Origin of the sequence: Nocardioides immobilis (assembly GCF_003515065.1) — a bacterium.
Taxonomy (GTDB): Bacteria; Actinomycetota; Actinomycetes; order Propionibacteriales; family Nocardioidaceae; genus Nocardioides; species Nocardioides immobilis.
Map to the genome: position 1 here is coordinate 25,565 of NZ_QXGH01000017.1, position 21,188 is coordinate 46,752.

Annotated in this window: 17 protein-coding genes; 9 read left to right on the plus strand and 8 right to left on the minus strand. The window is 71.5% G+C overall.

The genetic code is table 11. From position 1 onward, the window contains the following. Positions 1–9 precede the first annotated feature (9 nt). The 4 genes from sigM to D0Z08_RS13710 all read right to left on the minus strand — a co-directional run bounded on the left by sigM (position 10) and on the right by D0Z08_RS13710 (position 6,770). A complete protein-coding gene (sigM, locus tag D0Z08_RS13695) occupies positions 10–741 on the minus strand; it encodes an RNA polymerase sigma factor SigM (protein ID WP_245993938.1) in 732 nt (243 codons plus the stop codon). Beyond that, positions 731–2,680, minus strand: a complete 1,950-nt coding sequence (locus D0Z08_RS13700) for a protein kinase family protein (RefSeq protein WP_118925809.1) — start codon at positions 2,678–2,680, stop codon at positions 731–733. Before D0Z08_RS13700 ends, sigM begins: the two co-directional genes overlap by 11 nt. 161 nt (positions 2,681–2,841) lie before the next feature. Then, the gene (gene murJ, locus D0Z08_RS13705) at positions 2,842–4,551 is read right to left on the minus strand and encodes a murein biosynthesis integral membrane protein MurJ (protein WP_118925810.1); all 1,710 of its coding nucleotides are present in this window, start codon (positions 4,549–4,551) and stop codon (positions 2,842–2,844) included. Next, entirely contained in the window at positions 4,548–6,770 is a 2,223-nt protein-coding gene (locus tag D0Z08_RS13710; protein ID WP_118925811.1) for a DUF6049 family protein, read from the minus strand. Before D0Z08_RS13710 ends, murJ begins: the two co-directional genes overlap by 4 nt. 86 nt (positions 6,771–6,856) lie before the next feature. Between D0Z08_RS13710 and D0Z08_RS13715 the strand changes: the two genes are divergently transcribed. The 4 genes from D0Z08_RS13715 to D0Z08_RS32980 all read left to right on the plus strand — a co-directional run bounded on the left by D0Z08_RS13715 (position 6,857) and on the right by D0Z08_RS32980 (position 9,336). Beyond that, positions 6,857–8,281, plus strand: coding sequence for a CCA tRNA nucleotidyltransferase (locus D0Z08_RS13715; protein WP_118925967.1), 1,425 nt, complete (start codon positions 6,857–6,859; stop codon positions 8,279–8,281). 9 nt (positions 8,282–8,290) lie between these two features. Then, on the plus strand, positions 8,291–8,806 hold the full coding sequence (locus D0Z08_RS13720; RefSeq protein ID WP_118925812.1) for an HNH endonuclease family protein: 516 nt from the start codon (positions 8,291–8,293) through the stop codon (positions 8,804–8,806). Between the two features lie 65 nt (positions 8,807–8,871). After that, positions 8,872–9,003, plus strand: coding sequence for an SRPBCC family protein (locus tag D0Z08_RS32975; RefSeq protein WP_245993939.1), 132 nt, complete (start codon positions 8,872–8,874; stop codon positions 9,001–9,003). Positions 9,004–9,081: 78 nt separating this feature from the next. Continuing rightward, on the plus strand, positions 9,082–9,336 hold the full coding sequence (locus D0Z08_RS32980; protein WP_245993940.1) for a hypothetical protein: 255 nt from the start codon (positions 9,082–9,084) through the stop codon (positions 9,334–9,336). A 3-nt stretch (positions 9,337–9,339) separates the two neighbouring features. On the opposite strand, the gene D0Z08_RS13730 is transcribed toward D0Z08_RS32980, so the two are convergent. Continuing rightward, positions 9,340–10,500, minus strand: a complete 1,161-nt coding sequence (locus tag D0Z08_RS13730) for an ROK family protein (protein ID WP_118925813.1) — start codon at positions 10,498–10,500, stop codon at positions 9,340–9,342. 80 nt (positions 10,501–10,580) lie between these two features. Between D0Z08_RS13730 and zwf the strand changes: the two genes are divergently transcribed. The 3 genes from zwf to eda are packed head-to-tail and all read left to right on the plus strand — an operon-like array spanning position 10,581 to position 14,534. Further along, on the plus strand, positions 10,581–12,071 hold the full coding sequence (zwf, locus tag D0Z08_RS13735) for a glucose-6-phosphate dehydrogenase (protein WP_245993941.1): 1,491 nt from the start codon (positions 10,581–10,583) through the stop codon (positions 12,069–12,071). After that, complete coding sequence (edd, locus tag D0Z08_RS13740; protein ID WP_118925814.1) at positions 12,068–13,930, plus strand: phosphogluconate dehydratase; 1,863 nt, start codon at positions 12,068–12,070, stop codon at positions 13,928–13,930. The genes zwf and edd overlap by 4 nt, the downstream gene beginning before the upstream one ends. Beyond that, entirely contained in the window at positions 13,920–14,534 is a 615-nt protein-coding gene (eda, locus tag D0Z08_RS13745; protein ID WP_118925815.1) for a bifunctional 4-hydroxy-2-oxoglutarate aldolase/2-dehydro-3-deoxy-phosphogluconate aldolase, read from the plus strand. Before edd ends, eda begins: the two co-directional genes overlap by 11 nt. 85 nt (positions 14,535–14,619) lie before the next feature. Here eda and D0Z08_RS13750 read toward each other — a convergent pair whose 3' ends face one another. Both D0Z08_RS13750 and D0Z08_RS13755 read right to left on the minus strand, forming a co-directional pair. Further along, positions 14,620–15,702 carry an inositol-3-phosphate synthase gene (locus D0Z08_RS13750; protein WP_118925816.1) on the minus strand — a complete coding sequence of 361 codons (1,083 nt, stop codon included), beginning with the start codon at positions 15,700–15,702 and terminating at the stop codon, positions 14,620–14,622. Positions 15,703–15,729: 27 nt separating this feature from the next. After that, a complete protein-coding gene (locus D0Z08_RS13755; RefSeq protein ID WP_118925817.1) occupies positions 15,730–16,314 on the minus strand; it encodes a PadR family transcriptional regulator in 585 nt (194 codons plus the stop codon). A gap of 221 nt (positions 16,315–16,535) precedes the next feature. Between D0Z08_RS13755 and D0Z08_RS13760 the strand changes: the two genes are divergently transcribed. Continuing rightward, positions 16,536–18,719 carry a transglycosylase domain-containing protein gene (locus D0Z08_RS13760; protein WP_147381428.1) on the plus strand — a complete coding sequence of 728 codons (2,184 nt, stop codon included), beginning with the start codon at positions 16,536–16,538 and terminating at the stop codon, positions 18,717–18,719. A gap of 7 nt (positions 18,720–18,726) precedes the next feature. Then, complete coding sequence (locus D0Z08_RS13765; protein ID WP_118925819.1) at positions 18,727–20,205, plus strand: glycosyltransferase family 87 protein; 1,479 nt, start codon at positions 18,727–18,729, stop codon at positions 20,203–20,205. Here the strand turns inward: D0Z08_RS13765 and D0Z08_RS13770 are convergent. Beyond that, positions 20,110–21,183 (minus strand): alanine racemase, encoded by a 1,074-nt coding sequence (locus tag D0Z08_RS13770; protein WP_118925820.1) that lies wholly within the window; start codon positions 21,181–21,183, stop codon positions 20,110–20,112. The genes D0Z08_RS13765 and D0Z08_RS13770 overlap by 96 nt on opposite strands. Between the last annotated feature and the right edge of the window lie 5 nt (positions 21,184–21,188).

Here is a 21,188-nt window from a genome sequence, read left to right on the forward strand (position 1 = left end):
TCGCGGGGGTCAAGCAGTGTCAACGGCGGGGTCGGCGGTGGGGTCGCCGGGTGGTCCCCGGCGGGACAAGGATCCGACGTCCGGGCTCGTGTCGGGGTTCCCGGTGGCGAGTGTGGGGCTCGCCTCGTCGGCGTCCGCGTCGAGCAACGGCCGCAGGAGTACGGCGAGCTTGGCCCGCCCGCGCGCACAGCGACTCTTCACCGTGCCCTCGGCACAGTCCAGGATCTGCGCGACCTCGGCGACCGGGTAGCCCTCCATGTCGACCAGCACCAGGGCGGCCCGCTGCTCGGCCGGGAGCTCCTTGAGCGCGGCGAGGACGTGCGCCCGCCGCTCGCTGCGCAGGCCGTGCTCCGCAGGGTCGAGCAGCTCGTCGGTCGCGTCGTTGGCGGTGACGACGGATCCGCGCCCGGCCTCGTCCAGGTCGTCGGGCAAGGGCTCGACGCGCCGTACCTTCGCCGCACGCAGCCGGTCGAGGCAGGCGTTGACGATCACCCGGTGCAGCCAGGTCGTCACGGCAGCGTCGCCGCGGAAGCTGCCGGCCCGGCGGAACGCCGCGATCAAGCCGTCCTGGAGGCCGTCGGCGGCTGACTCCGGATCGCCCGTGGTGCGGAGCGCAACGGCCCACAGCCGGTCGCGGTGGCGGGCGAAGAGCAGCCCGAAGGCCTCGGCGTCGCCGGCGACGTGGGCGGCGAGCAGGTCGGCGTCCGTGCGCGCAGCACCGGGCATGGCATCAGCGTCCACGCACGACCACCTCCGAGAGCCCGGCTCGGAAGCCGTCCGAGACCGCCGGAAGCGAAGTGAACCACACGATGACGTAGCGACCCGTGACGGCTGCCGCCGCGCCGTCGGGTGAGACGGGCTCGAGCGTGATCTCGGGGCCGGAGGCCGTCTCGTCCGCGAGCGGTCCGCCGGTCGGGGCCTCGCTCGGCTGGTCGTCGGTGACGTAGAGCTCGACCTCGGTCGGCGAACCCACCAGCTCGAGCTCGACGGCGGCCACCTCGCGGACGACACCGAGGTCGAGGTAGACGCCGACGCCGGACTTCAGCGCGGGTGCGACCGGGCCGAGCTGGTCGGAGTAGGTCGACGTCGACCAGGTGGTCGCAGGGTCGCCATCGACCACCAGGGGGACGTCGGAGTCGTTCTCGTCGCCGGCGCCGAGCGGGTCGAAGGCGAAGGCGACCACGTCCGCCAGCGGGCTGGGCGTCGGCTCCGCGGGCGTCGTCAGTGTCGGCGCAGTCGTGGGGTCGTCGCGCTCGGCGCCCAGCGGCGTCCGGCCACGGCCGAGGTTGAACGCCACGGCCACACCGAGCAGCAGGGCGAGGGCCGCCGCGACGACCATCGCCAGCCGCAGCCAGTTGCGGCCCGGGACCGCGTCGTTCTCGGCGGTCTGCTCCCCGGAGTCCGGACCGTCACCGACGTCCCAGGGCCAGAAGCCCGCGGCTGCGAGCGAGGCGTCACTGACCTGCAGCGGCTTCGGTACGTCGTCGCGGGGCCGCCGTACCGGGGAGCCCTCGGGCGGCTCGGGCGCGAAGAGCGGGCGCTCGGGTGGCTCGTCGAACGGCGGCGGGGGCGGGGGCGGCGTACTCCGGGCGCGCAGCCAGGCGACCTCGTCGTCCTCGTCGCCGAAGACCGGCATGCCGGCCTCCGTCGGGAGGTCGACGATGTCGGCGACAGAGGGGATCGGCGGGTCCTCGGGTACGGCGACGGTCGGGGGCCCGACGTCCTCGGCCTCCTCGACGCGTTCTTCCGCGAGATCGATCGGTGCCTCGGCCGGCGGCTCGGGCCGCGGCTGGGCCCGTTGGAAGTCGTGGGGCGTCATCTCCGGGACCTGCGGCAGTACGACGGGCCGGATCTCGTTGATCGGCGGGATCGAGTCCGCCAGCGCCTCGGTCAGGCCGGCCGGGTCGCCGAGGAACTCGAGCAGCCGGTCGCGCACCGCGCTCGCGGTCGACACGTCGAGCTCGTGGTGGACCGGCCACCGCCGCTTGTGGTGAGCCGCCTCGGTGATGTCGGTCCACAGTGCGTCGAGGGGGCGCGGTACGCCGGCCCGGACCCGCCGGGGCGACAGCACCGAGTCGTGGTGGTGGGGCGCGGCGGGGACGATCGAGTCCGACGGACCGGGCCAGGTCGCGGTGAGGGCGCAGTAGAGGAGCCCGCCGAGGTCCTGCCGGTCGTGGTCGAGCCGCCCGGCCGGCAGCCCGTGGAGTGCGGCGTCGACGCAGAGCCCGATCAGCCGGACCGCGCCGAGCCGGTCGATGAGCACGTTCTCCGGGTTGAGCCGGCCGTGGGCCACCCCGCGTGAGTGGGCGGTCGCGATCGCGCCGGCGACCTCCGCCGCCAGCCACGCCGACCGACGCGGCCCGAGCGGGCCCCCGTGGGTCACCAGGATGTCGAGGGAGGTGCCGGTGCCCCACTCGTTGACGACGAAGCACCTGCCGTCACGCATCTCGGCGTCCAGCACCCGCAGGATCCGCGCGTCGAGCACGGTCGCGGACTCGCGCGCGGCCGCCAGCAGCAGTGGCGCTCGGGGGTCCGCCTCGGGGATCACGTGCAGCGCGACGAACCGCTCCAGGACATGGTCGTGCGCACGCCAGAACCGCCCGCCGCCGCTCTCGGTCAACAGGTCGATCAACCGGTAGCGGCCGGCCAGCACCTCGCCTGGCCGCGTCGACGTCGTCAACCCCAGTCCTTCTCGTTCGGGCTCGTTCGGGACAGTCCTCGTTCGCGTAGAGCACGCTGCTGATCCATCGTAGGGTGCCGTGCCCCGCGCCGAGGGGATCTGGGCAGAGACCCCGCGAGCTCGACGCGGATCCGCCGAACGCGAGCCGGCCGGGCGGGTCGTCAGCCGCGGCGCAGCCGGGCCGTCACCGTGTCGATGACCGAGGTGACCTCCCGCAGCTGGAGCGGCCGGGACAGCGCGATCAGGACCCCGAGCGCCACCAGGCCGAGCACGCCGGCATGCACCGCGGCCCACCACCAGCCGTCCGGGGCAGGCGCCTGGGCGAGCACCTCGTCCAGGCCCAGGCCGACGATCCAGGCGGCGGCAGCGCCGAGACCGCCGGCCACCAGCAACCGCGCAGCGAAACCGAGCAGCGACCCGACCGGCAGCCCACCGAGCCGCCGCGCCAGCACGGTGAACGAGAGGAGGGAGCCGACGCCGTACGCCGCCGTGTAGGCCAGGACCAGCATCGGCGAGGTGTGCTCGGGGTCGGCCCGGCCGACGAGCACGATCGCCACCGTGATGTTGACGGCCGAGATGACGCATTGGATCAGGAAGACGGTGCGGTTGAGCTCGAGCGCGTAGAACCCGCGCAGCGTCAGGTAGTGGAGGGTGAAGAAGACCAGGCCACCGCCGAAGAGCGCGATCGTCGTCTCGAACCGCGGGTAGATGGCTGCACCGGCGCCGTGGCCCCACAGCACCTGGGCCATCGACAGCGCGATGAACGGCAGCAGCAGCGCGAACGGTACGACGACGACCAGTGCGGTGCGGATCGTGCTGACGAGGGTCCGGCCCAGGGCGGCGGCGTCGTGCGCCGCGGCGGAGGCCGAGAGGCGCGGCAGGATCGCCGTCGCCAGCGAGACGGTGATGATCGAGTGCGGCACCATCACCGCCAGCTGCGCCGACGAGTAGATCGTGATGCCGGTGCCCTCCGCGTCGGACGCGGTGCCGTGGGAGGCGAGCCGGACCACGACGACGTACGCGGCCTGGTTGACGACCACGAAGAGCACCGTCCAGATGGCGAGGCGCATCGTGTGACCGAGGCCGACGCCGCGGAAGTCGAACCGCGGCCGGAGCCGCACGCCGGCCGCCCGCAGGTAGGGCACGAGGATCAGGAACTGGGCGACGATGCCGAGCGTCGAGCCGATGCCGAGCAGCAGCTCCTGCGACATCGTGAACGCGCCGTACTGCTCGGCCGTCGTCGCCGCACCGAACGCGAACAGGTAGACGACGAGCACGCCGACCGCGATCACGTTGTTGGCGATCGGCGCCCACATCATCGGGCCGAACCGCCCACGCGCGTTGAGGATCTGGCCCACCAGCACGAACACGCCGTAGAAGAACACCTGCGGCAGGCAGAAGCGCGCGAAGTCGATGGCCGACTGGCGTTGCGCTGCGAGCTCCGGCTCGCCGAACTTGGGATCGAGGAGCAGGTCCATCACCCACGGCGCGGCGACGACCAGCAGCGCCGTGACCGCGCCGAGGAACAGGACGGCGAGGGTGACGACGCGGTCGACGTACGCCGTGCCGCCGTCGGGGTCGTTCTTCATCGACCGCACCAGCTGCGGCACCAGCACGGCGTTGAAGACGCCGCCCGCCAGCAGGATGTAGAGCATGTTGGGGACCGTGTTCGCGATGGTGAACAGATCCGCGTGCAGGCCGCCGCCGAGCGCGGCCAGCAGCAGGGTGGAGCGGATGAACCCGCTGAAACGCGACACCACGGTGCCGGCCGCCATCACCGCGCTGTTGGCGAGGATGCCGCGCTGCTCGCCGCTGGCGTCTGTCGGGTCGACCGGGTCTGTCGGGTCCGCCGGGTTGGGTGTCTCCGTCATGCCTCACCTGTGGTGGGTGCGCCCGAGCCCCGCCGGTGGTCGCGGATCCGCCGGTAGAGCCGCAGCGCGATCGCCACGAACAGGATGGTCCCGCCCGCGCCGAGGATCACCCAGATCACCTCGCTCACCTGGCCGGACCGGATCGGCACCTCGACCGACGACCCGAGCGGGGTCCCGTCGAGGTCGGTGACCGACAGGGTCACGTTGTGCACGCCGGTGCCCCTCGTGTGCGTCTCGAGCTGGACCGTGGTGCGGCTGTCCGCGGCGAGCACGATCGGCTCGCCCACCTCGACCTCGATCTCGTCGTCGACGCTCTCCGCCGCGAGCCGCACGGTGACCGTGCGCTCCAGGTCGTTGGTGACGGTGACCGCGAACGTGCCGTCGGCACTCGACAGGGTCACGGCCGGTGGGCCGTCGATCCCGACCTTCCGGAACTGGCGCTCGATCCACCGTCGCGACCGGGCGAGCCGGGACGCGGCGCCCTCCGGGTCGGTGCGGAGGTGGTACGACGCTCCGGCGAACGCCTCTGCGCGGACGTCGGCAGCCACCGAGCCGGCGTCGGGGTAGAGGTTCTGCAGGGTGCTGCCCGCCTCGATCAGCTGCTCCGCCTCGGTGAAGACGGCCGAGTCGAGCTCGTCGGTCTCCTGGGCGAGCGGGTAGGACAGGCTGGTCGGGTCGATCACCGTCGGCGTCTTGGCGGTCGCGTCGGCGACCGTGGTGAGGTTCAGCCAGGCGGGGTCCATCCCGCCCCAGAAGGTCGAGCCGGCCTCACCGTCGACGGTCCGCGGGACGACCACGATCAACGGGTGCCGCCGGCCGGGGGCGATCAGCCGCAGCGCCGCCTCCGCGAGCACCCGCTGCCGGAAGGACACCGCTCCGTGGCGGGGCTCGGGGCCGGGCCCGCCGGACGCGGCGCCGTACGACGTCACGGCGATCGTGTGGGCGTCGTACTCACCGACGACCGGAGGGCCGCGGCGGTAGTCGCCCGGGTCGAACATCCGGTCGGTGACCAGCAACGTGCTGTCGTCGTCGATCCCCGCGATCGCGGACGGGTCGAGGAAGCCACCCGGCGACGCGATCGCCGGCGTGGTCGGCGTCTCCCACGCGGAGATCAGGTCGCCCGGCCGTTCGCGGGCCAGTGGGTAGAGCGCGGGCAGCCGCTCCGGCGTGGCCGACATGTCGAGGTCGCCGTACGGCAGCGCGAGCACCTCCTCGCCGCGGAGCTGCACCTCGAGGGAGTCCAGCCAGTCGCCCGCGGCCCGTGCGACCGCGTCGTCGTCGGCGGTCTCGGTGTCGTCGGTCGCGTCGTCGCCCGCCTCGTCCGCCGGGTTTCCGGCGTCGGTCTCGTCCGGGCCGAGGTCGCGCGGCGGGTTGCCGCGGCGCAGCCGGCGGGCCGCGTCGGGTACGGCGGGGTCGATCAGCCAGGTCACCGGCCGGCCGACGGCCGCGGCACCGAACGCGAGCGGCCCGCCCAGCTCGCCGTCGGACTCGAACGCCGACTCCCAGTCCTGCTTCCTGGCGAGGCGGCCGCTGGCCAGGTAGCGGATCCGGTGACGCAGGGGCACCACGACCGCGGTGTCGATCTTGCCGCGCACGCCGTCCCTGCCGCGCGGGATGTAGGGGAGGAAGGTGCGCGCGCGACCGTCGGCGACGGAGTCGTCCGAGGTGCTCGCGCTGGCACCGAGGGCGTGCACGCCGAACCAGTAGACGCCCGGGGTGGGCACCTCGAGCAGGCTGCGCGGGATGCGGATGGAGTACGGCTGCACCTCGCCCGGCTCCAGCTCGTCGATGTCGTAGCTGACCCGGGCGTCAGTGATCCGGTTGCCGACGACCGCCTCGGGGTCGGCCTCCGCGGCCTCGGCCAGCTCGGCCGCGGTCGTGATCGGCGGCGGGCAGCCGTCGCACTGGGAGCCGGCGTTGATGACGGGATAGACGGCGATCCCGGTCCAGGCCTCCACGTCGCGGTTGACCACGGTTCCCGACACGACCACCGGGCCCCGTCGCGGCAGCTCGCCCGGGGTGAGCTCGTCGATGGTGACGAGCAGGGGGGCGTCGTACGACGCGGGGACGGGATAGAGGTGGTCGTCCTCGGCCGCCGACGCCCCTGCCGACGCCCCCGCCGGCACCGCCGCGGCCGCCGACGGCGTGATCGCCACTCCGGTCGCCAGCGCCGTCGCCGCCCCCAGGGCAGCACGCAGCAGGAGAGGGCGGAGGACCACGCCCCGAGGGTAGTGCGACCGGCTGTGAGCGACGGGGAGGGGCGCTCCGTAGACTCCCGCCCGTGTCCGAGCCCCCTGCTGAGCCGATCCGGCTCGTCGACGTCCAGCAGTCGGTGGCGGCGGAGCTGGCCCGGATCGGGCCCGTGATCGACGAGCTGGGTGAGCGCTTCGCCGCGGCGGGGCACGAGCTGGCGCTGGTCGGCGGGCCGGTGCGGGACGCGATGCTCGGTCGGCACTCCAACGACCTCGACTTCACGACGTCTGCCCGGCCGGAGCAGACGGACCGGATCCTCAAGTCCTGGGGCGACGCCTGGTGGGACATGGGGCGCGACTTCGGGACGATCGGCTGCCGCAAGGGCGACTGGGTGGTCGAGGTGACGACGTACCGCTCGGAGGCCTACGACCCGGCCTCGCGCAAGCCCGAGGTGAAGTACGGCGACACCCTGGCCGGTGACCTGGGCCGGCGCGACTTCACCGTCAACGCGATGGCGGTGCGGGTGCCGGGCCAGGACATCGAGGACCCGTACGGCGGCGTGCTCGACCTCGCCAACCGGGTGCTGCGCACGCCGGGACGGCCCGAGGACTCCTTCTCCGACGACCCGCTGCGGATGATGCGGGCCGCCCGGTTCGCCGCGCAGCTCGGGTTCACGGTCGACGACGCGGTGATCGCCGCGATGCGCGACATGGCCGACCGGATCACGATCGTGTCCGCCGAGCGGGTGCGCGACGAGCTGGTGAAGCTGGTGTGCGCCCCCTACCCCCGGCGCGGCCTCACCCTGCTCGTCGACACCGGTCTGGCCGACCACGTGCTGCCCGAGCTGGTGGCGCTCAAGCTCGAGCGCGACGAGCACCACCGGCACAAGGACGTCTACGAGCACACGCTGACCGTGCTCGAGCAGGCCATCGACCTCGAGGACCGGCTGGGCGGGAAGCCTGATTTCGTCTCGCGGTTCGCGGCCCTGATGCACGACGTCGGCAAGCCCAAGACCCGCAAGTTCCTCGACGACGGCACCGTGACCTTCCACCACCACGACGTCGTGGGCGCCAAGATCACCCGCAAGCGGATGCAGGCCCTGCGCTTCTCCGGCGACCAGATCGACGCGGTCTGCCACCTGGTCGAGCTGCACCTGCGGTTCCACGGCTACGGCTCCGGGGAGTGGACCGACTCGGCCGTACGACGCTACGTCCGCGACGCCGGCGACCAGCTGGCCCGGCTGCACGTGCTCACCCGCGCCGACTGCACGACCCGCAACGCGCGCAAGGCCGACCGGCTTCGTCGTACCTATGACGACCTGGAGGCCCGGATCGCGCGGCTGTCCGAGGAGGAGGAGCTCGCCGCGATCCGGCCCGACCTCGACGGCAACCAGATCATGGAGATCCTCGGCATCCCGCCGGGCCGCGAGGTCGGCGAGGCCTACAAGTTCCTCCTCGAGCTGCGTCTCGACAACGGGCCGATGACCGAGGAGGACGCGACCGCCGCGCTGCGGGAGTGGTGGAATACCCGCGCCTGACCGGAACCGGTGTCACCATCGACGCATGCGCACGATCCTCTCGGGTCTCGTCACCACTGGATCGACGTCGACGGCGACGGGTGCAGCACCCGGTACGAGGTCCTCGACCTCGAGTCCGAGACCTCGGTGACGTGCAGCAACGTCTCCGGTGGCCGCTGGTTCTCCTACTACGACCGGGTCTCGTGGACCGACCCGGGACGGATCGACATCGACCACGTGGTGCCGCTCGCCGAGGCCTGGGACTCCGGCGCGCGCAACTGGACCAGCAGCCAGCGGCAGTCCTACGCCAACGACCTCGGTGACTACCGCTCGCTCGTGGGCGTCACCGACAGCGTCAACCAGGCCAAGGGCGACAAGGACCCGGCCGAGTGGCTCCCGACGTACGACAAGTGCCGCTACCTGCGGGAGTTCGTCGCCGTGAAGATCCGGTGGCGGCTCACGGTCAACAGCGGCGAGAAGACCGCGATGCAGAACCTCGCCGCCGGCTGCAGCAACGTCACCATCACCGTGACCCGCGCAATCTGACCCGGATCGTGATGCCTACCACGGTCGGATGACCCAGCCCGTGGCCCGCACCTAGGGTCGCGGGCATGACGACGATCGAGGCGAAGACGCTCGAAGCGACGCTCGAAATTGCGGCGACCCCCGAGGAGATCTGGCCGCTGGTGTCGGACCTCCCGCGGATGGCGTCCTGGAGCCCGCAGGTGGTGAAGACCATCTAGCGCGGCCCGGGCGGGCTCGGCACGAAGACCCTCAACATCAACCGCAGCGGCTGGAAGGTGTGGCCGACCCGGTCGAAGGTGATCCGGTTCGAGCCGCCCCGCGAGCTCGCGTTCCGCGTGAAGGACAACTTCACGATCTGGTCCTACACGCTGGAGCCGCTCGCGGACGGCGGCACCCGGGTCGCCGTACGGCGGGAGGCGCCGGAGGGCCTGGCGCCCATGTCGGCCAAGCTCCAGGGCGTCGTCATGGGCGGGCTCGACCGGTTCGACGAGGAGATCCTCGCCGGCATGCACAAGACCCTCGAACGGCTCAAGGCCGAGGTCGAGGCCTGACGGTCAGCGCTCGGCGCGCTTGTCGAGCAGGGACTGCACGGCTGCGGGGCTGAGCACCTGGTCCAGCGCCATCGCGGCGCACCCGACGAGGCCGGCACGGTCGCCGAACGTCGACGGGAGTATGCGCAGCTCGCGGGTCGCGATCGCGGACGCCCGGGCGTAGACGCTCTCGCGGACGCCGGCCGCATAGACGTCGAATGCCGCGGCCATGTCGCCGCCGATCACGACGGCCTGCGGGTTGAGCAGATTGATGGCGACCGCGAGGGGTTCCCCGAGCCGGCGGCCGCTCTCGCGCAACAGGTGCTTGGCGTCGGGGTCGCCGGCGACCGCCATCGCGGTCAGCTCCCGGACGTGGTGGATCGGGCGACCGGCCTCGACCATCTGGTTCACCAGGGACCACCCCCCGGCGACGGTCTCGAGGCAGCCGCTGTCACCGCACCGGCAGGGCCGCCCCGCGGCCACGTCGACCTTCGTGTGCCCGATCTCCCCCGCCGCGCCGAGGTGTCCCGACACGACCCGTCCCTCGGCGATGATGCCCAACCCCAGCCCGGTCGAGGCCTTGACCACGATCAGGTCGTCGTACTGGGCGGCATGGCCCATCCGCTCGGAGCGGGCCAGCACGTCGGCGTCGTTGCCAACGTAGGTCGGCACGGCACCCAGCTCGGCGAAGGCGGGCGCGAGATCGACGCCGGCCCAGGCGGCGAGCACCGGTGAGTCGACGCTGATCCCGTCCGTGGTGTCGATCGCGCCCGGGACGCTGACGCCGACGCCGAGCAGCGGCCGACCCGCGGCCTCGAGGAGGGCCTGCAGGCGCTCGGTCACCGCCGGCATCACGACATCGGGGCCGGCGCCCAGCTCGTGGTCGAAGGACGCCGTCGCGAGCTCCCCTCCGGCCAGGTCGAAGACGGCCACCTGGGAGCGGGAGCGCCCGATCGCCGCGGCGAGCACGACCGCGGCGTCCTTGTTGAAGACCAGACCCCCTGGCCGGCGGCCGCCGGTCGACTCGAGCTCGGCGCCGAGGAGGAGCAGGCCGGCGTCGGCCAGGGCGTCGACCCGCGCCACGACGGCGGTGCGGGAGAGCCCGGTCAGCCGGCGCAGCTCCGAGCGGGTGTGCGCGCGACCGGTGCGCACCAGCTCCAGCAGATGTCCTGCACTGTCCGACACAAGGCGCACCCTACTTTGGTTTTCAAAATACCGAAGTATGTATTGCGAAACACCCACTTCGGTCCGTACCGTAACCCAACGTGACCGTTCCCGCCGTCGAGCACCTCGCCGACCTGCCCGAGTGCGACATCACCGTCTTCGGCGGCACGGGCGACCTGGCGCTCCGCAAGCTGCTCCCCGCGCTCTACCACCGCGAGCTCGAGCACCAGCTTCCCGAGGCGACGAGGATCGTCGGCGTCTCTCGCTCCGACCTCGACGCCTCCGCCTACCGCTCGCTGGTGGCCGACGCACTGTCCGAGCACGTCGACCAGGTCGACCCGGGCGCCGTACGGCGACTGCTCGCCCGCCTTCACCACCTGACCCTGGACGCGTCCCGGCCCGATGACTGGCACCTGCTGCACGGGTTGCTCAAGGAGGACCGGCCCCGGGACGTGGTGCGGGTCTTCTACCTCGCGGTCTCCCCGGTGCTCTTCGGACCGATCTGCCGCCGGCTCGGGGAGATCGGCGTGGTCGACCCGACCTCCCGCGTCATCCTCGAGAAGCCCATCGGGCACGACCTCGCCTCGGCCAGGGCCATCAACCAGGCGGTGGGCGAGGTCTTCAGCGAGCAGCAGATCTTCCGGATCGACCACTTCCTGGGCAAGGAGAGCGTCCAGAACCTGCTGGTGACCCGCTTCGCCAACACCTTCCTCGAGCCGCTCTGGAACTCCCGCTGGGTCGACCACGTCCAGATCACCGTTGCCGAGACGCTCGGCGTCGGCGACCGGGGGGAGTACTACGACCAGTCCGGTGCGCTGCGCGACATGCTGCAGAACCACCTGCTCCAGCTGTTGTGCCTGGTGGCGATGGAGCCCCCGACGTACGTCGGGAAGGAGACGGTCCGCGACGAGAAGCTCAAGGTCCTCCAGGCGCTGAAGCCGATGACGCCGGACCAGGTCGACCGCGACACCGTCCGGGGCAGGTACGGGGAGGGCGTGGCTGACGGGGCGGTCGTGCCGTCGTACACCGAGGACGTCGGCCGGCCCCACAGCACGACCGAGACGTTCGTGGCGATCAAGGCCGAGGTGCAGAACTGGCGCTGGGCCGGCGTGCCGTTCTACCTGCGCACCGGCAAGCGGCTGGATCGCAAGATCTCCGAGATCGTCGTGGTGTTCAAGGAGCCGCCGCACGCGATGTTCCCGCACAGCCAGGGAGTGTCGGCGCCCAACCGGCTGCACATCCGGGTGCAGCCCGACGAGGGCATGCACCTGCACCTCACGGCCAAGGAACCCGGTCCCGGCGGCATCCGGCTGCGCCCGGTGTCGCTCGACCTCAGCTATGCGACGGCGTTCGGACAGCGCTCGCCCGACGCCTACGAGCGGCTGCTGATGGACGTGATGCGCGGCAATCCGACGCTGTTCATGCGCCGGGACGAGGTAGAGGCCGCGTGGGCGTGGGTCGAGCCGATCCTGCGGCAGTGGGCGGCCTCGCCCCACCGACCCCGGCGCTACGCCGCCGGTACCAGCGGGCCGACCGCGGCCACCACGCTGATCGAACGTGACGGCCGGACCTGGCAGGAGGAGGACGAATGAGCACGCACCCCGTCGTCGCGGAGGTGACCGCGCGGATCACCGCGCGCAGCGCACCCGGTCGCACCGAGTACCTCGCGCGGATCCGCGCGGCCGCAGGTCGCGGGCCGGCACGGGGCCGGCTGGGCTGCGCGAACCTGGCCCACGGCTTCGCCGCCGCGGAGGGAGCGGAGAAGGAGTCGTTGCGTCGCGGCGGCAAGCCGAACCTGGCGATCGTCACCAGCTACAACGACCTGCTCTCCGCGCACCAGCCGTACGGCGACTACCCGCCGCTCCTCAAGGACGCCGTGATCAGGGCCGGGGGGATCGCCCAGGTGGCGGGCGGGGTGCCCGCGATGTGCGACGGCATCACCCAGGGCCGCGACGGCATGCAGCTGTCGCTCTTCAGCCGCGACGTGATCGCGATGTCCACGGCGATCGCGCTCAGCCACGACATGTTCGACGGTGCCCTGATGCTCGGCGTGTGCGACAAGATCGTGCCGGGCCTGCTCATCGGGGCGCTGGCGTTCGGGCACCTCCCGACGGTGTTCGTCCCGGCCGGCCCGATGGCGTCCGGCCTGCCGAACGGCGAGAAGTCCAGGGTCCGCCAGCTGCACGCCGAGGGAAAGGTCGGCCGCGACGAGCTGCTCGCGGCAGAGGCGGCGTCGTACCACTCCCGCGGCACGTGCACCTTCTACGGCACCGCCAACTCCAACCAGCTGCTGATGGAGGTGCTCGGCCTCCACCTCCCCGGGTCGTCCTTCGTCAATCCGGGCACCCCCCTGCGGGAGGAGCTCACCCGCGCCGCTGCGGCCCGGGCGGTGGCGATCACCGAGCAGGGTGGCGAGCCCACTCCTATCGGAGAGCTCGTCGACGAGAAGGCGATCGTGAACGCCTGCGTGGCACTGCTCGCCAGCGGTGGTTCGACCAACCACACCCTGCACCTGGTCGCCATCGCCCGCGCTGCGGGCATCACGCTGACCTGGGGCGACCTCGCCGACCTCTCCGCAGTGGTGCCGCTGCTCGCGCGGATCTACCCCAACGGCTCTGCCGACGTGAACCACTTCCACGCCGCGGGAGGCGTCGGCTTCCTCATCCGCACCCTCCTCGAGTCGGGTCTGCTCCACGACGACGTCCGGACCGTCATGGGGAATGGCCTGTCGCGCTACCCGGCCGAGCCGCGGCTGCGCGACGGCGTGCTGACGTGGGAGGCCGGACCCCGCGACTCCCTCGACCGTGCGGTGCTCCGGCCGGCGACCGATCCCTTCGCGGCCGACGGCGGCGTCAAGGTCCTGCACGGTCCGTTGGGCACCGGCGTGGTCAAGGTGTCCGCGGTCGAGCCCGAGCACCGGGTCGTCATCGCTCCGGCGCTGGTCTTCGACGACCAGGCCGACTTCCTGACCGCGTTCCAGGACGGCCGACTCGACGGCCGCGACCTGGTCGCGGTGATCCGGTTCCAGGGCCCCGCCGCCAACGGCATGCCCGAGCTGCACAAGCTCACCCCGGCGCTCGGGGTGCTGCAGGACCGCGGCCAGCGGGTCGCGATCGTGACCGACGGCCGGATGTCGGGTGCGTCCGGCAAGGTCGCGGCCGCCATCCACGTCACCCCGGAGGCCGCCCTCGGCGGACCGCTCGCCCGGGTGCGCGACGGCGACGTGATCACCGTCGACGCCGAGCGCGGCGTGCTCGCCGTCGCGGATGCCGAGGCGCTGCGCGACCGGCAGCCGGCCGACAGTGCGGTCTCGTCGTCGTGGGCGGGCACGGGCCGCGAGCTCTTCGGCGCGTTCCGGGCGGCGGTCGGTCCGGCCGACGCGGGCGCGAGCGTCTTCCCGTCGTACGACGCGGCTGCCGCGCGCGTCCCGGAGGTCGGCCATGTCCGGTGAGCTGCTGGACGTCGTCCCCGTGATGCCGGTCGTCGTGCTCGAGCGGCTTGCGGACGCGGTGCCGGTCGCCAGGGCGCTGGTGGCCGGCGGACTCCCCGCGATCGAGCTGACCCTCCGCACCGACGTGGCGCTCGACGCCATCCGGGCCATCGCCGACGAGGTGCCCGAGATCCTCATCGGTGCCGGGACGATCGTCCGTCCAGAGCAGGCCGGGCAGGCCGCAGCCGCCGGCGCGCGGTTCCTCGTCTCGCCGGGCACCACGCCCGCCCTCCTGGCGGCGATGGCCGACACGGGGCTGCCGTTCCTCCCGGGCACGGCCAGCGTGTCGGAGGTGCTGGCCGTCCTGGAGGCCGGGTTCACCGAGATGAAGTTCTTCCCGGCCGAGGCGGCCGGCGGTGCGGCGTACCTCCGTTCGATCGCGTCGCCCGTTCCCGAAGCGCGGTTCTGCCCCACCGGAGGGGTCACGCCCGCGACGGCCGCGGACTACCTGGCGCTCCCCAACGTCGGATGCGTCGGAGGCTCCTGGCTCACTCCCGCCGCCGCTCTCGCTGCCGGCGACTACGCGCGGATCGAGGCCCTCGCCCGCGCCGCCGCAGCCCGGTAGCCAACGCGCCTGTGGGCGTGCCTGAACGACAGAACCGCCGGCCCTGAGAGGGCCGGCGGTTCTTGCTGGAGCAGGAGTGCTGAGGTCACTCGCCCTTGATGAAGGCCTCGAGCTGGGCGCGGCCCTCGGTGTCCTCGATCTGCACCGGCGGCGACTTCATCAGGTACGCCGACGCGGGGATGATCGGGCCTCCGACGCCACGGTCCTTCGCGATCTTCGCGGCCCGGACGGCGTCGATGATGATGCCGGCGGAGTTGGGGGAGTCCCAGACCTCGAGCTTGTACTCCAGGTTGAGCGGGACGTCACCGAACGCGCGGCCCTCGAGCCGGACGTAGGCCCACTTGCGGTCGTCGAGCCACGCGACGTAGTCGGACGGCCCGATGTGGACGTTGCGGGAGTCGGTCAGGCCGGACAGCTCGCCGGTGAGGTTCGACGTGACGGCTTGCGTCTTCGAGACCTTCTTGGACTCCAGGCGCTCACGCTCGAGCATGTTCTTGAAGTCCATGTTGCCGCCGACGTTGAGCTGGTAGGTGCGGTCGAGGGCGACGCCGCGGTCCTCGAACAGCTTCGCCATGACCCGGTGGGTGATGGTCGCGCCGACCTGGGACTTGATGTCGTCGCCGACGATCGGGACGCCCGCGTCCTCGAACTTCTTGGCCCACACGGGGTCGGAGGCGATGAAGACGGGGAGCGCGTTGACGAAGGCCACGCCGGCGTCGATCGCGCACTGGGCGTAGAACTTGTCGGCCTCCTCGGAGCCCACCGGGAGGTAGGAGACGAGGACGTCGGCGCCGGTGTCCTTGAGGACCTGCACGACGTCGACCGGGTGGGCCGTCGACTCGTCGATGGTCATCCGGTAGTACTTGCCGAGACCGTCCATGGTCGGGCCGCGCTGCACCTCGACGCCGAGCGTCGGGACGTCGGCGATCTTGATGGTGTTGTTCTCCGAGGCGTTGATCGCCTCGGACAGGTCCTTGCCGACCTTCTTGTCGTCGACGTCGAACGCCGCGACGAACTCCACGTCGCTGACGTGGTAGTCACCGAACTGGACGTGCATGAGACCGGGGACCGTGCCGTTGGGGTCGGCGTCCCGGTAGTAGTGCACGCCCTGGATGAGCGACGTGGCGCAGTTGCCGACGCCGGCGATCGCTACTCGTACCGAACCCATGGGATCCCTCTCCTTGGCTTTCTTGCTTCAGTCGTTGTCAGTTGCTGCGGCTGCAGGCGGCAGGGGGGTGCCGCGCTCAGCGTTGATGAGGTCCGACAGCCACCGGACCTCGCGTTCGACGGACTCGACGCCGTGCCGTTGCAGCTCGGTGGCGTAGCGGTCGACTTCCTTCTGGGTCATCGCGAGCTCCCGCTGCACCCGGTCGAGCCGCTCCTGGAGCCGCGAGCGGCGTCCCTCCAGCACTCGCAGCCGGATCTCCATGTCGGTCGACGAGAAGAACCGGAACCGGATGTCGAAGTTGCCGTCCTCCCACGCGGTGGGGCCGACCTCCGACATCAGCCGGTGGAACTCGGCGGTGCCCCGCTCGGTCACCTGGTAGGTGATCCGCGGCCGGCGGGAGGCCGTGGACCCCGGCGTCGAAGTTGCGGCGACCTCTTCGATGAGGTTGCCTCGGAGCATCTTCTTCAGCGCCGGGTAGAGCGAGCCGTAGGAGAGCAGGCGACCCCACCCGAGCATCAGGTTGAGTCGCTTGCGGAGCTCGTAGCCGTGCATGGGTCCCTCGTGCAGCAGTCCGAGGACTGCGAGCTCGATGGTGTCTCCACGGCGCGTCACCCGACCTATCGTAGCGATATATCCGCGGAATCTGAACATCCGATGGATCGGCAGTGGCGAATCGGTGCGCCGTACGCCGGGTGCGTACCCTGATCTGCGGCATGTCGGGTACCACCGACGCACCCCCCGTTGCACATGAGTGAGGCAGGACGTTGGCCGACGGCAAGCGCAAGGCAGGCACGACTTCTGAACCGACCACGTGGAAGCGACGGCTGCGGAAGGTGGCCAAGTGGGGGTCGATCAGCGGTCTCGTGATGGTGCTGATCTTCAGCGTGCTCTTCTTCGTCGCCTACCGGTCGATCGACATCCCCAGCCCGAACTCGGACTTCACCACCCAGACGACGCACGTCTACTACTCCGACGGCAAGACCGACCTCGGCCAGTTCGCCATCCAGGACCGGACCCCGATCGACCTCGAGGAGATGCCGGAGACGCTGAAGGACGCGGTCGTCGCGGCCGAGGACCAGTCGTTCTGGACCAACGAGGGCATCGACCCCAAGGGCATCCTGCGCGCGGCGTTCAGCAACGCCTCCGGCGGGGTCACCCAGGGCGCGTCCACCATCACCCAGCAGTACGTCAAGGTCCTCTACCTCACCCAGGAGCGCTCCTGGAAGCGGAAGGCCAAGGAAGCGATCCTGTCGCTCAAGGTCGAGAACCAGCTCTCCAAGGAGGAGGTCCTCGAGGGCTACCTCAACACCATCTACTTCGGGCGGGGGGCGTACGGCGTACAAGCGGCCTCGCAGGCGTACTTCGACGTCGACGCCAAGGACCTCGACCTCAAGCAGAGCGCCGTGCTCGCCGCGGTCCTCAACAACCCCAACAACCTCGACCCCGCCAACGGCAAGGCCGCCAAGCAGGAGCTCAAGGAGCGATACCAGTACGTCATCAACGCGATGGTCGACATGGATGAGATCGACAGCGACCAGGGCAACCGCGCCTACCGCAGGCTCCCGCAGTTCCCCCCGGTCGAGTCCGAGGACTCGTACGGCGGTCAGCGGGGTCACGTGCTCCAGATGGTCAAGAAGGAGCTCATCCGCCTCGGCTTCAGCGAGCAGGAGATCAGCGGCGGCGGGCTCGAGGTGACGACCACGTTCACCGAGAAGGCGATGAAGGCGGCCGAGAACGGCATGAAGGCGGTCCGGCCCGACGGCTACGGCTACAAGGAGCTCCACGTCGGCATCGCCACCGTCGAGCCCGGCACCGGAGCGGTGCGCGGCATCTACGGCGGCCAGGACTACCTCGAGTCGCAGCTGAACTGGGCCGTCGCTGGTGGCCAGGCCGGCTCGACGTTCAAGCCGTTCGCGCTGGCGGCGGGCATCAAGGACGGCTTCTCCCTCAAGGACACCTTCGACGGGAACTCGCCCTTCACGGTGGACGCCAGCTACGCACCCGAGAACCAGGGCGACGAGGACTACGGCCGGGTCAACCTGATCACGGCGACCGAGCTCTCCGTCAACACCGCCTTCATCGACCTCACGACCTCGATGGAGGACGGCCCGCAGAAGATCGTCGACACCGCGGTCGACATGGGGATCCCGCCCGCCGAGACGCCCAACGACCCGTGGGGCTTCCCGACGTACTCGAACGGTCTCCAGGCCAACGTCCAGGTCCCGCTCGGCTCGCAGACGGTGAGCCCGATCAACATGGCCAACGGCTACGCGACCATCGCCAACGGCGGGGTGGCGGCCGAGCCGTTCATCATCGAGAAGGTCGTCGACCAGAACGGCGTCGAGCGCTACGACCACAAGGTCCAGGACCACCGGGCTCTCACTGAGGACATCGCAGCGGATGTCTCCTACGCGATGCAGCAGGTCGTCGCGACCGGCACCGGCGCGGACGCGATGAGTGGCTTCGCCTGGCCCGCTGCGGGCAAGACCGGGACGGCGACGAAGACCGGCGGAGCGGTGTCGTCGGCCTGGTACGCCGGCTTCACGGCTCAGTTCGCGACCGCCGTGGTCTATCTCCGCGGCGACGGCACCGGCCAGCTCGACGGCTGGCTGCCGACGTTCTACGGCGGTGACTACCCGGCCGACACCTGGCGCGCGGTCATGGACCAGGTGATGGAGGGCGAGGAGCCGATCGAGTTCCCCGAGCCGGCGTACGTCGACGGCGAGGCGCCGGAGACCGGCCACGAGCCGTACACCCCGCCCCCGCCGCCTCCGACGAAGACCAAGGAGACCGAGGAGCCGGAGACCTCGGAGCCGACGGACGAGCCGACGACCTCGGAGCCTCCGACGACGCAGCCCCCGACCACGGACCCGACGCAACCGACGGGTCCCACGCTTCCGACGGACCCGACGGACCCGACGGACCCGACGGGTCCGACCGACCCCGAGACCACCCGATCGGGCCAGGGCGGCGGCGGACGCCCTCGCTCGGCAGGCCGGCGCGCCCCGCGCGGATGACGGTCGGATGACCCACGTCCACCCGACCCGGGACGACCGGGTCGTCGCCGCCGTCAGCGAGTCCGTCGGCGGACCGGTGGGCGAGCACGCGCGGCCGCACCCGTGGTGGACCCCGGCCCGGGTGCTGCTCCTGCTGACCGCGATCGTGTTCGTGCTCGGCATGGTGCAGAAGGCGCCGTGCTCGCTGGCCGAGGGCAAGGACCAGCAGTGGGTCTACTCCCACATGTGCTACACCGACCTCCGGCCGCTCTACGTGCCGCGCGGCCTGGCCGAGCTGTCGTGGCCCTACTCCGATGACGAGGAGACCCGCGACCGTTACGAGGTGATGGAGTACCCGGTCGGCATCTCCTACTGGGCCTACGGCACGGCTTGGCTGACCCAGACCCTCAACGGCAGCCCGGACCGCGACGAGCGCTCCGACCAGCCCGTCAGCGACCTCCATGCGTCCGACGAGGTCGACGACGAGCTCACCATCTTCGTGCTGGTCAACGCGGTCGGCTTCGCCGCGCTCGCCCTGCTGTCGGTGTGGCTGCTGTCGAAGGTCGATCGCCAGCGGCCGTGGGACGCGGCCGCGTTCGCGCTGTCCCCGACCCTGATCCTGACCGGGCTCATCAACTGGGACCTGATCGCGGTCGCGCTCGTCGCCGGCGCGCTCTTCGCGTGGTCCCGCGACAGACCGGTGCTGACCGGCGTGCTGATCGGTCTCGGTACGGCGGCCAAGCTCTACCCGCTGTTCCTCCTCGGCGGCCTGCTCATCATCTGCATCCGGCAGCGGAGGTACGGCGCGTTCGCGCTGGCCACCGTCTGGGCGGCGGTCGTCTGGGCGGTGGTCAACCTGCCCGCCTACCTCAGCGGACCCGACGAGTGGAAGGTCTTCTGGTCGTTCAACGCCGACCGCGGCGCCGACCTCGGGTCGGTGTGGCTGATCGTCGACCAGCTCTGCGACAAGGGCGTCGCGGTCGACACGATCAACGACGTGTCGTGGCTCTTCTTCGGCGCTTGGTGCGCGGCCGTCCTGGTGATCGGGCTGCTGGCCGGTCGCCGTACCGGCCACGTCCCGCGGCTGGCCCAGCTCGGCTTCCTGGTCGTGGTCGGGTTCCTGCTCGTCAACAAGGTCTACTCGCCGCAGTACGTCCTGTGGCTGCTGCCGCTCGCGGTGCTGGCGCGGCCGCGCTGGCGCGACCAGATCATCTGGCAGGCCGGCGAGGTCTTCTACTTCTGCACGGTGTGGTGGTACCTCGGCGGTTACCTGCAGCCGGCGGGCGGCGGTGACGTCGGCTTCTACTGGGTCGGCATCGTGGTGCGGATCCTCTGCGAGCTCTACCTGGTGGTGCTGGTGGTCCGCGACCTGTTCCTGCCGCGCCACGACCCGGCGGGCGAGCGCCCCGAGCTAGCTGATGTCGATCCGGTCGAAGGTGGTCGCGGTGTAGCGGACCCGGACGTCGATCCGGTCGCCCACGGCCGGCACGCGGGCGCCGTTCGGTAGGAACAGCATCGACGCCTGCATGTGCGGCGGCTCGGCGAAGAGCCGCTGCTTGCCGTCGATGGAGTACGGCGACCGCACGAAGCCGACCGCGTCCAGGCCGCCCCTCGCCAGCGTGGCGGCCCGGGCCTTGATCGACTGGTCCCCGGTCGGCGCCTCGAGCCCGATCCCGTGCGCGGTGCCGCCGCTGACGACGAGCAGGTGGCCGGACTTCGGGGCGGTGCGGGCCCGGTAGCCGAAGATGTCGCCGCGCTCGACGGGGTGCACGTCGAGGACCGTCGCCGTCACGTGGAGCGCGCCCCGGTCGCCGAGCCAGAGCTGGGTGCCGATGCGGGGGCGGACGGTGAAGTCGCCGTACTGCTCGCACAGGCTGGTGAGCTCGCCGTCGGTCAGGTGGCTGACCCAGACGGTGTCCTTGCCCTGCTTGGGGACCGCGGCGGCGACGTAGTCGTTGAGCAGCCGGCCGACCTCGCCGAGGTGGTTGCCCTGCGCGAGCGGGAGGTGGAGGGCGACGCCCTCGAGCCGGCCGTCGGGGTGGCGGCGCAGCACCTCGCCGGCCTCCCACAGCTCACGGCCCGACATGCCGTGGCGCTGCATGCTGGTCATGCGCTCGAGGACGATCCGCGCCGTCGGGGCCAGGGCGAGCAGCTGCTCGAGGTCGACCAGGCGGCTGACGGTGTGGATGACCCGGTTCGTCAGCTTGGGGTCGAACGGCGGGACGAACGGGCGCCACGGCGTCAGCACCAGGATGTCGCCGTCCCAGCGCGAGGCGACCTCGGGGATCTCGTCGTACGTGCCGACCGCGAGGGTGGTCACGTCGTGGCCGCGGTCGCGCAGCCACTGGGCCTTGCGGGCCAGCCGGCCGAGCGTGAACCCGTAGCCGTTGCCCTTGGCGACCGGCACGATGCCCGGGTGGCCGTCGGCGACGGACTCCAGGTGAGCCCGCCAGCGCGGGCCGTCGACGCTCAGGGTCAGGCTCATCTGCC

Excerpts from the sequence above, each read along its gene's own strand:
- murJ (WP_118925810.1), bottom strand. The coding sequence starts at position 4,551 with ATGACGGAGACACCCAACCCGGCGGACCCGACAGACCCGGTCGACCCG.
- D0Z08_RS32975 (WP_245993939.1), top strand. The coding sequence starts at position 8,872 with ATGACGACGATCGAGGCGAAGACGCTCGAAGCGACGCTCGAAATTGCG.
- edd (WP_118925814.1), top strand. The coding sequence starts at position 12,068 with ATGAGCACGCACCCCGTCGTCGCGGAGGTGACCGCGCGGATCACCGCG.
- eda (WP_118925815.1), top strand. The coding sequence starts at position 13,920 with ATGTCCGGTGAGCTGCTGGACGTCGTCCCCGTGATGCCGGTCGTCGTG.
- D0Z08_RS13750 (WP_118925816.1), bottom strand. The coding sequence starts at position 15,702 with ATGGGTTCGGTACGAGTAGCGATCGCCGGCGTCGGCAACTGCGCCACG.
- D0Z08_RS13765 (WP_118925819.1), top strand. The coding sequence starts at position 18,727 with ATGACCCACGTCCACCCGACCCGGGACGACCGGGTCGTCGCCGCCGTC.
- D0Z08_RS13770 (WP_118925820.1), bottom strand. The coding sequence starts at position 21,183 with ATGAGCCTGACCCTGAGCGTCGACGGCCCGCGCTGGCGGGCTCACCTG.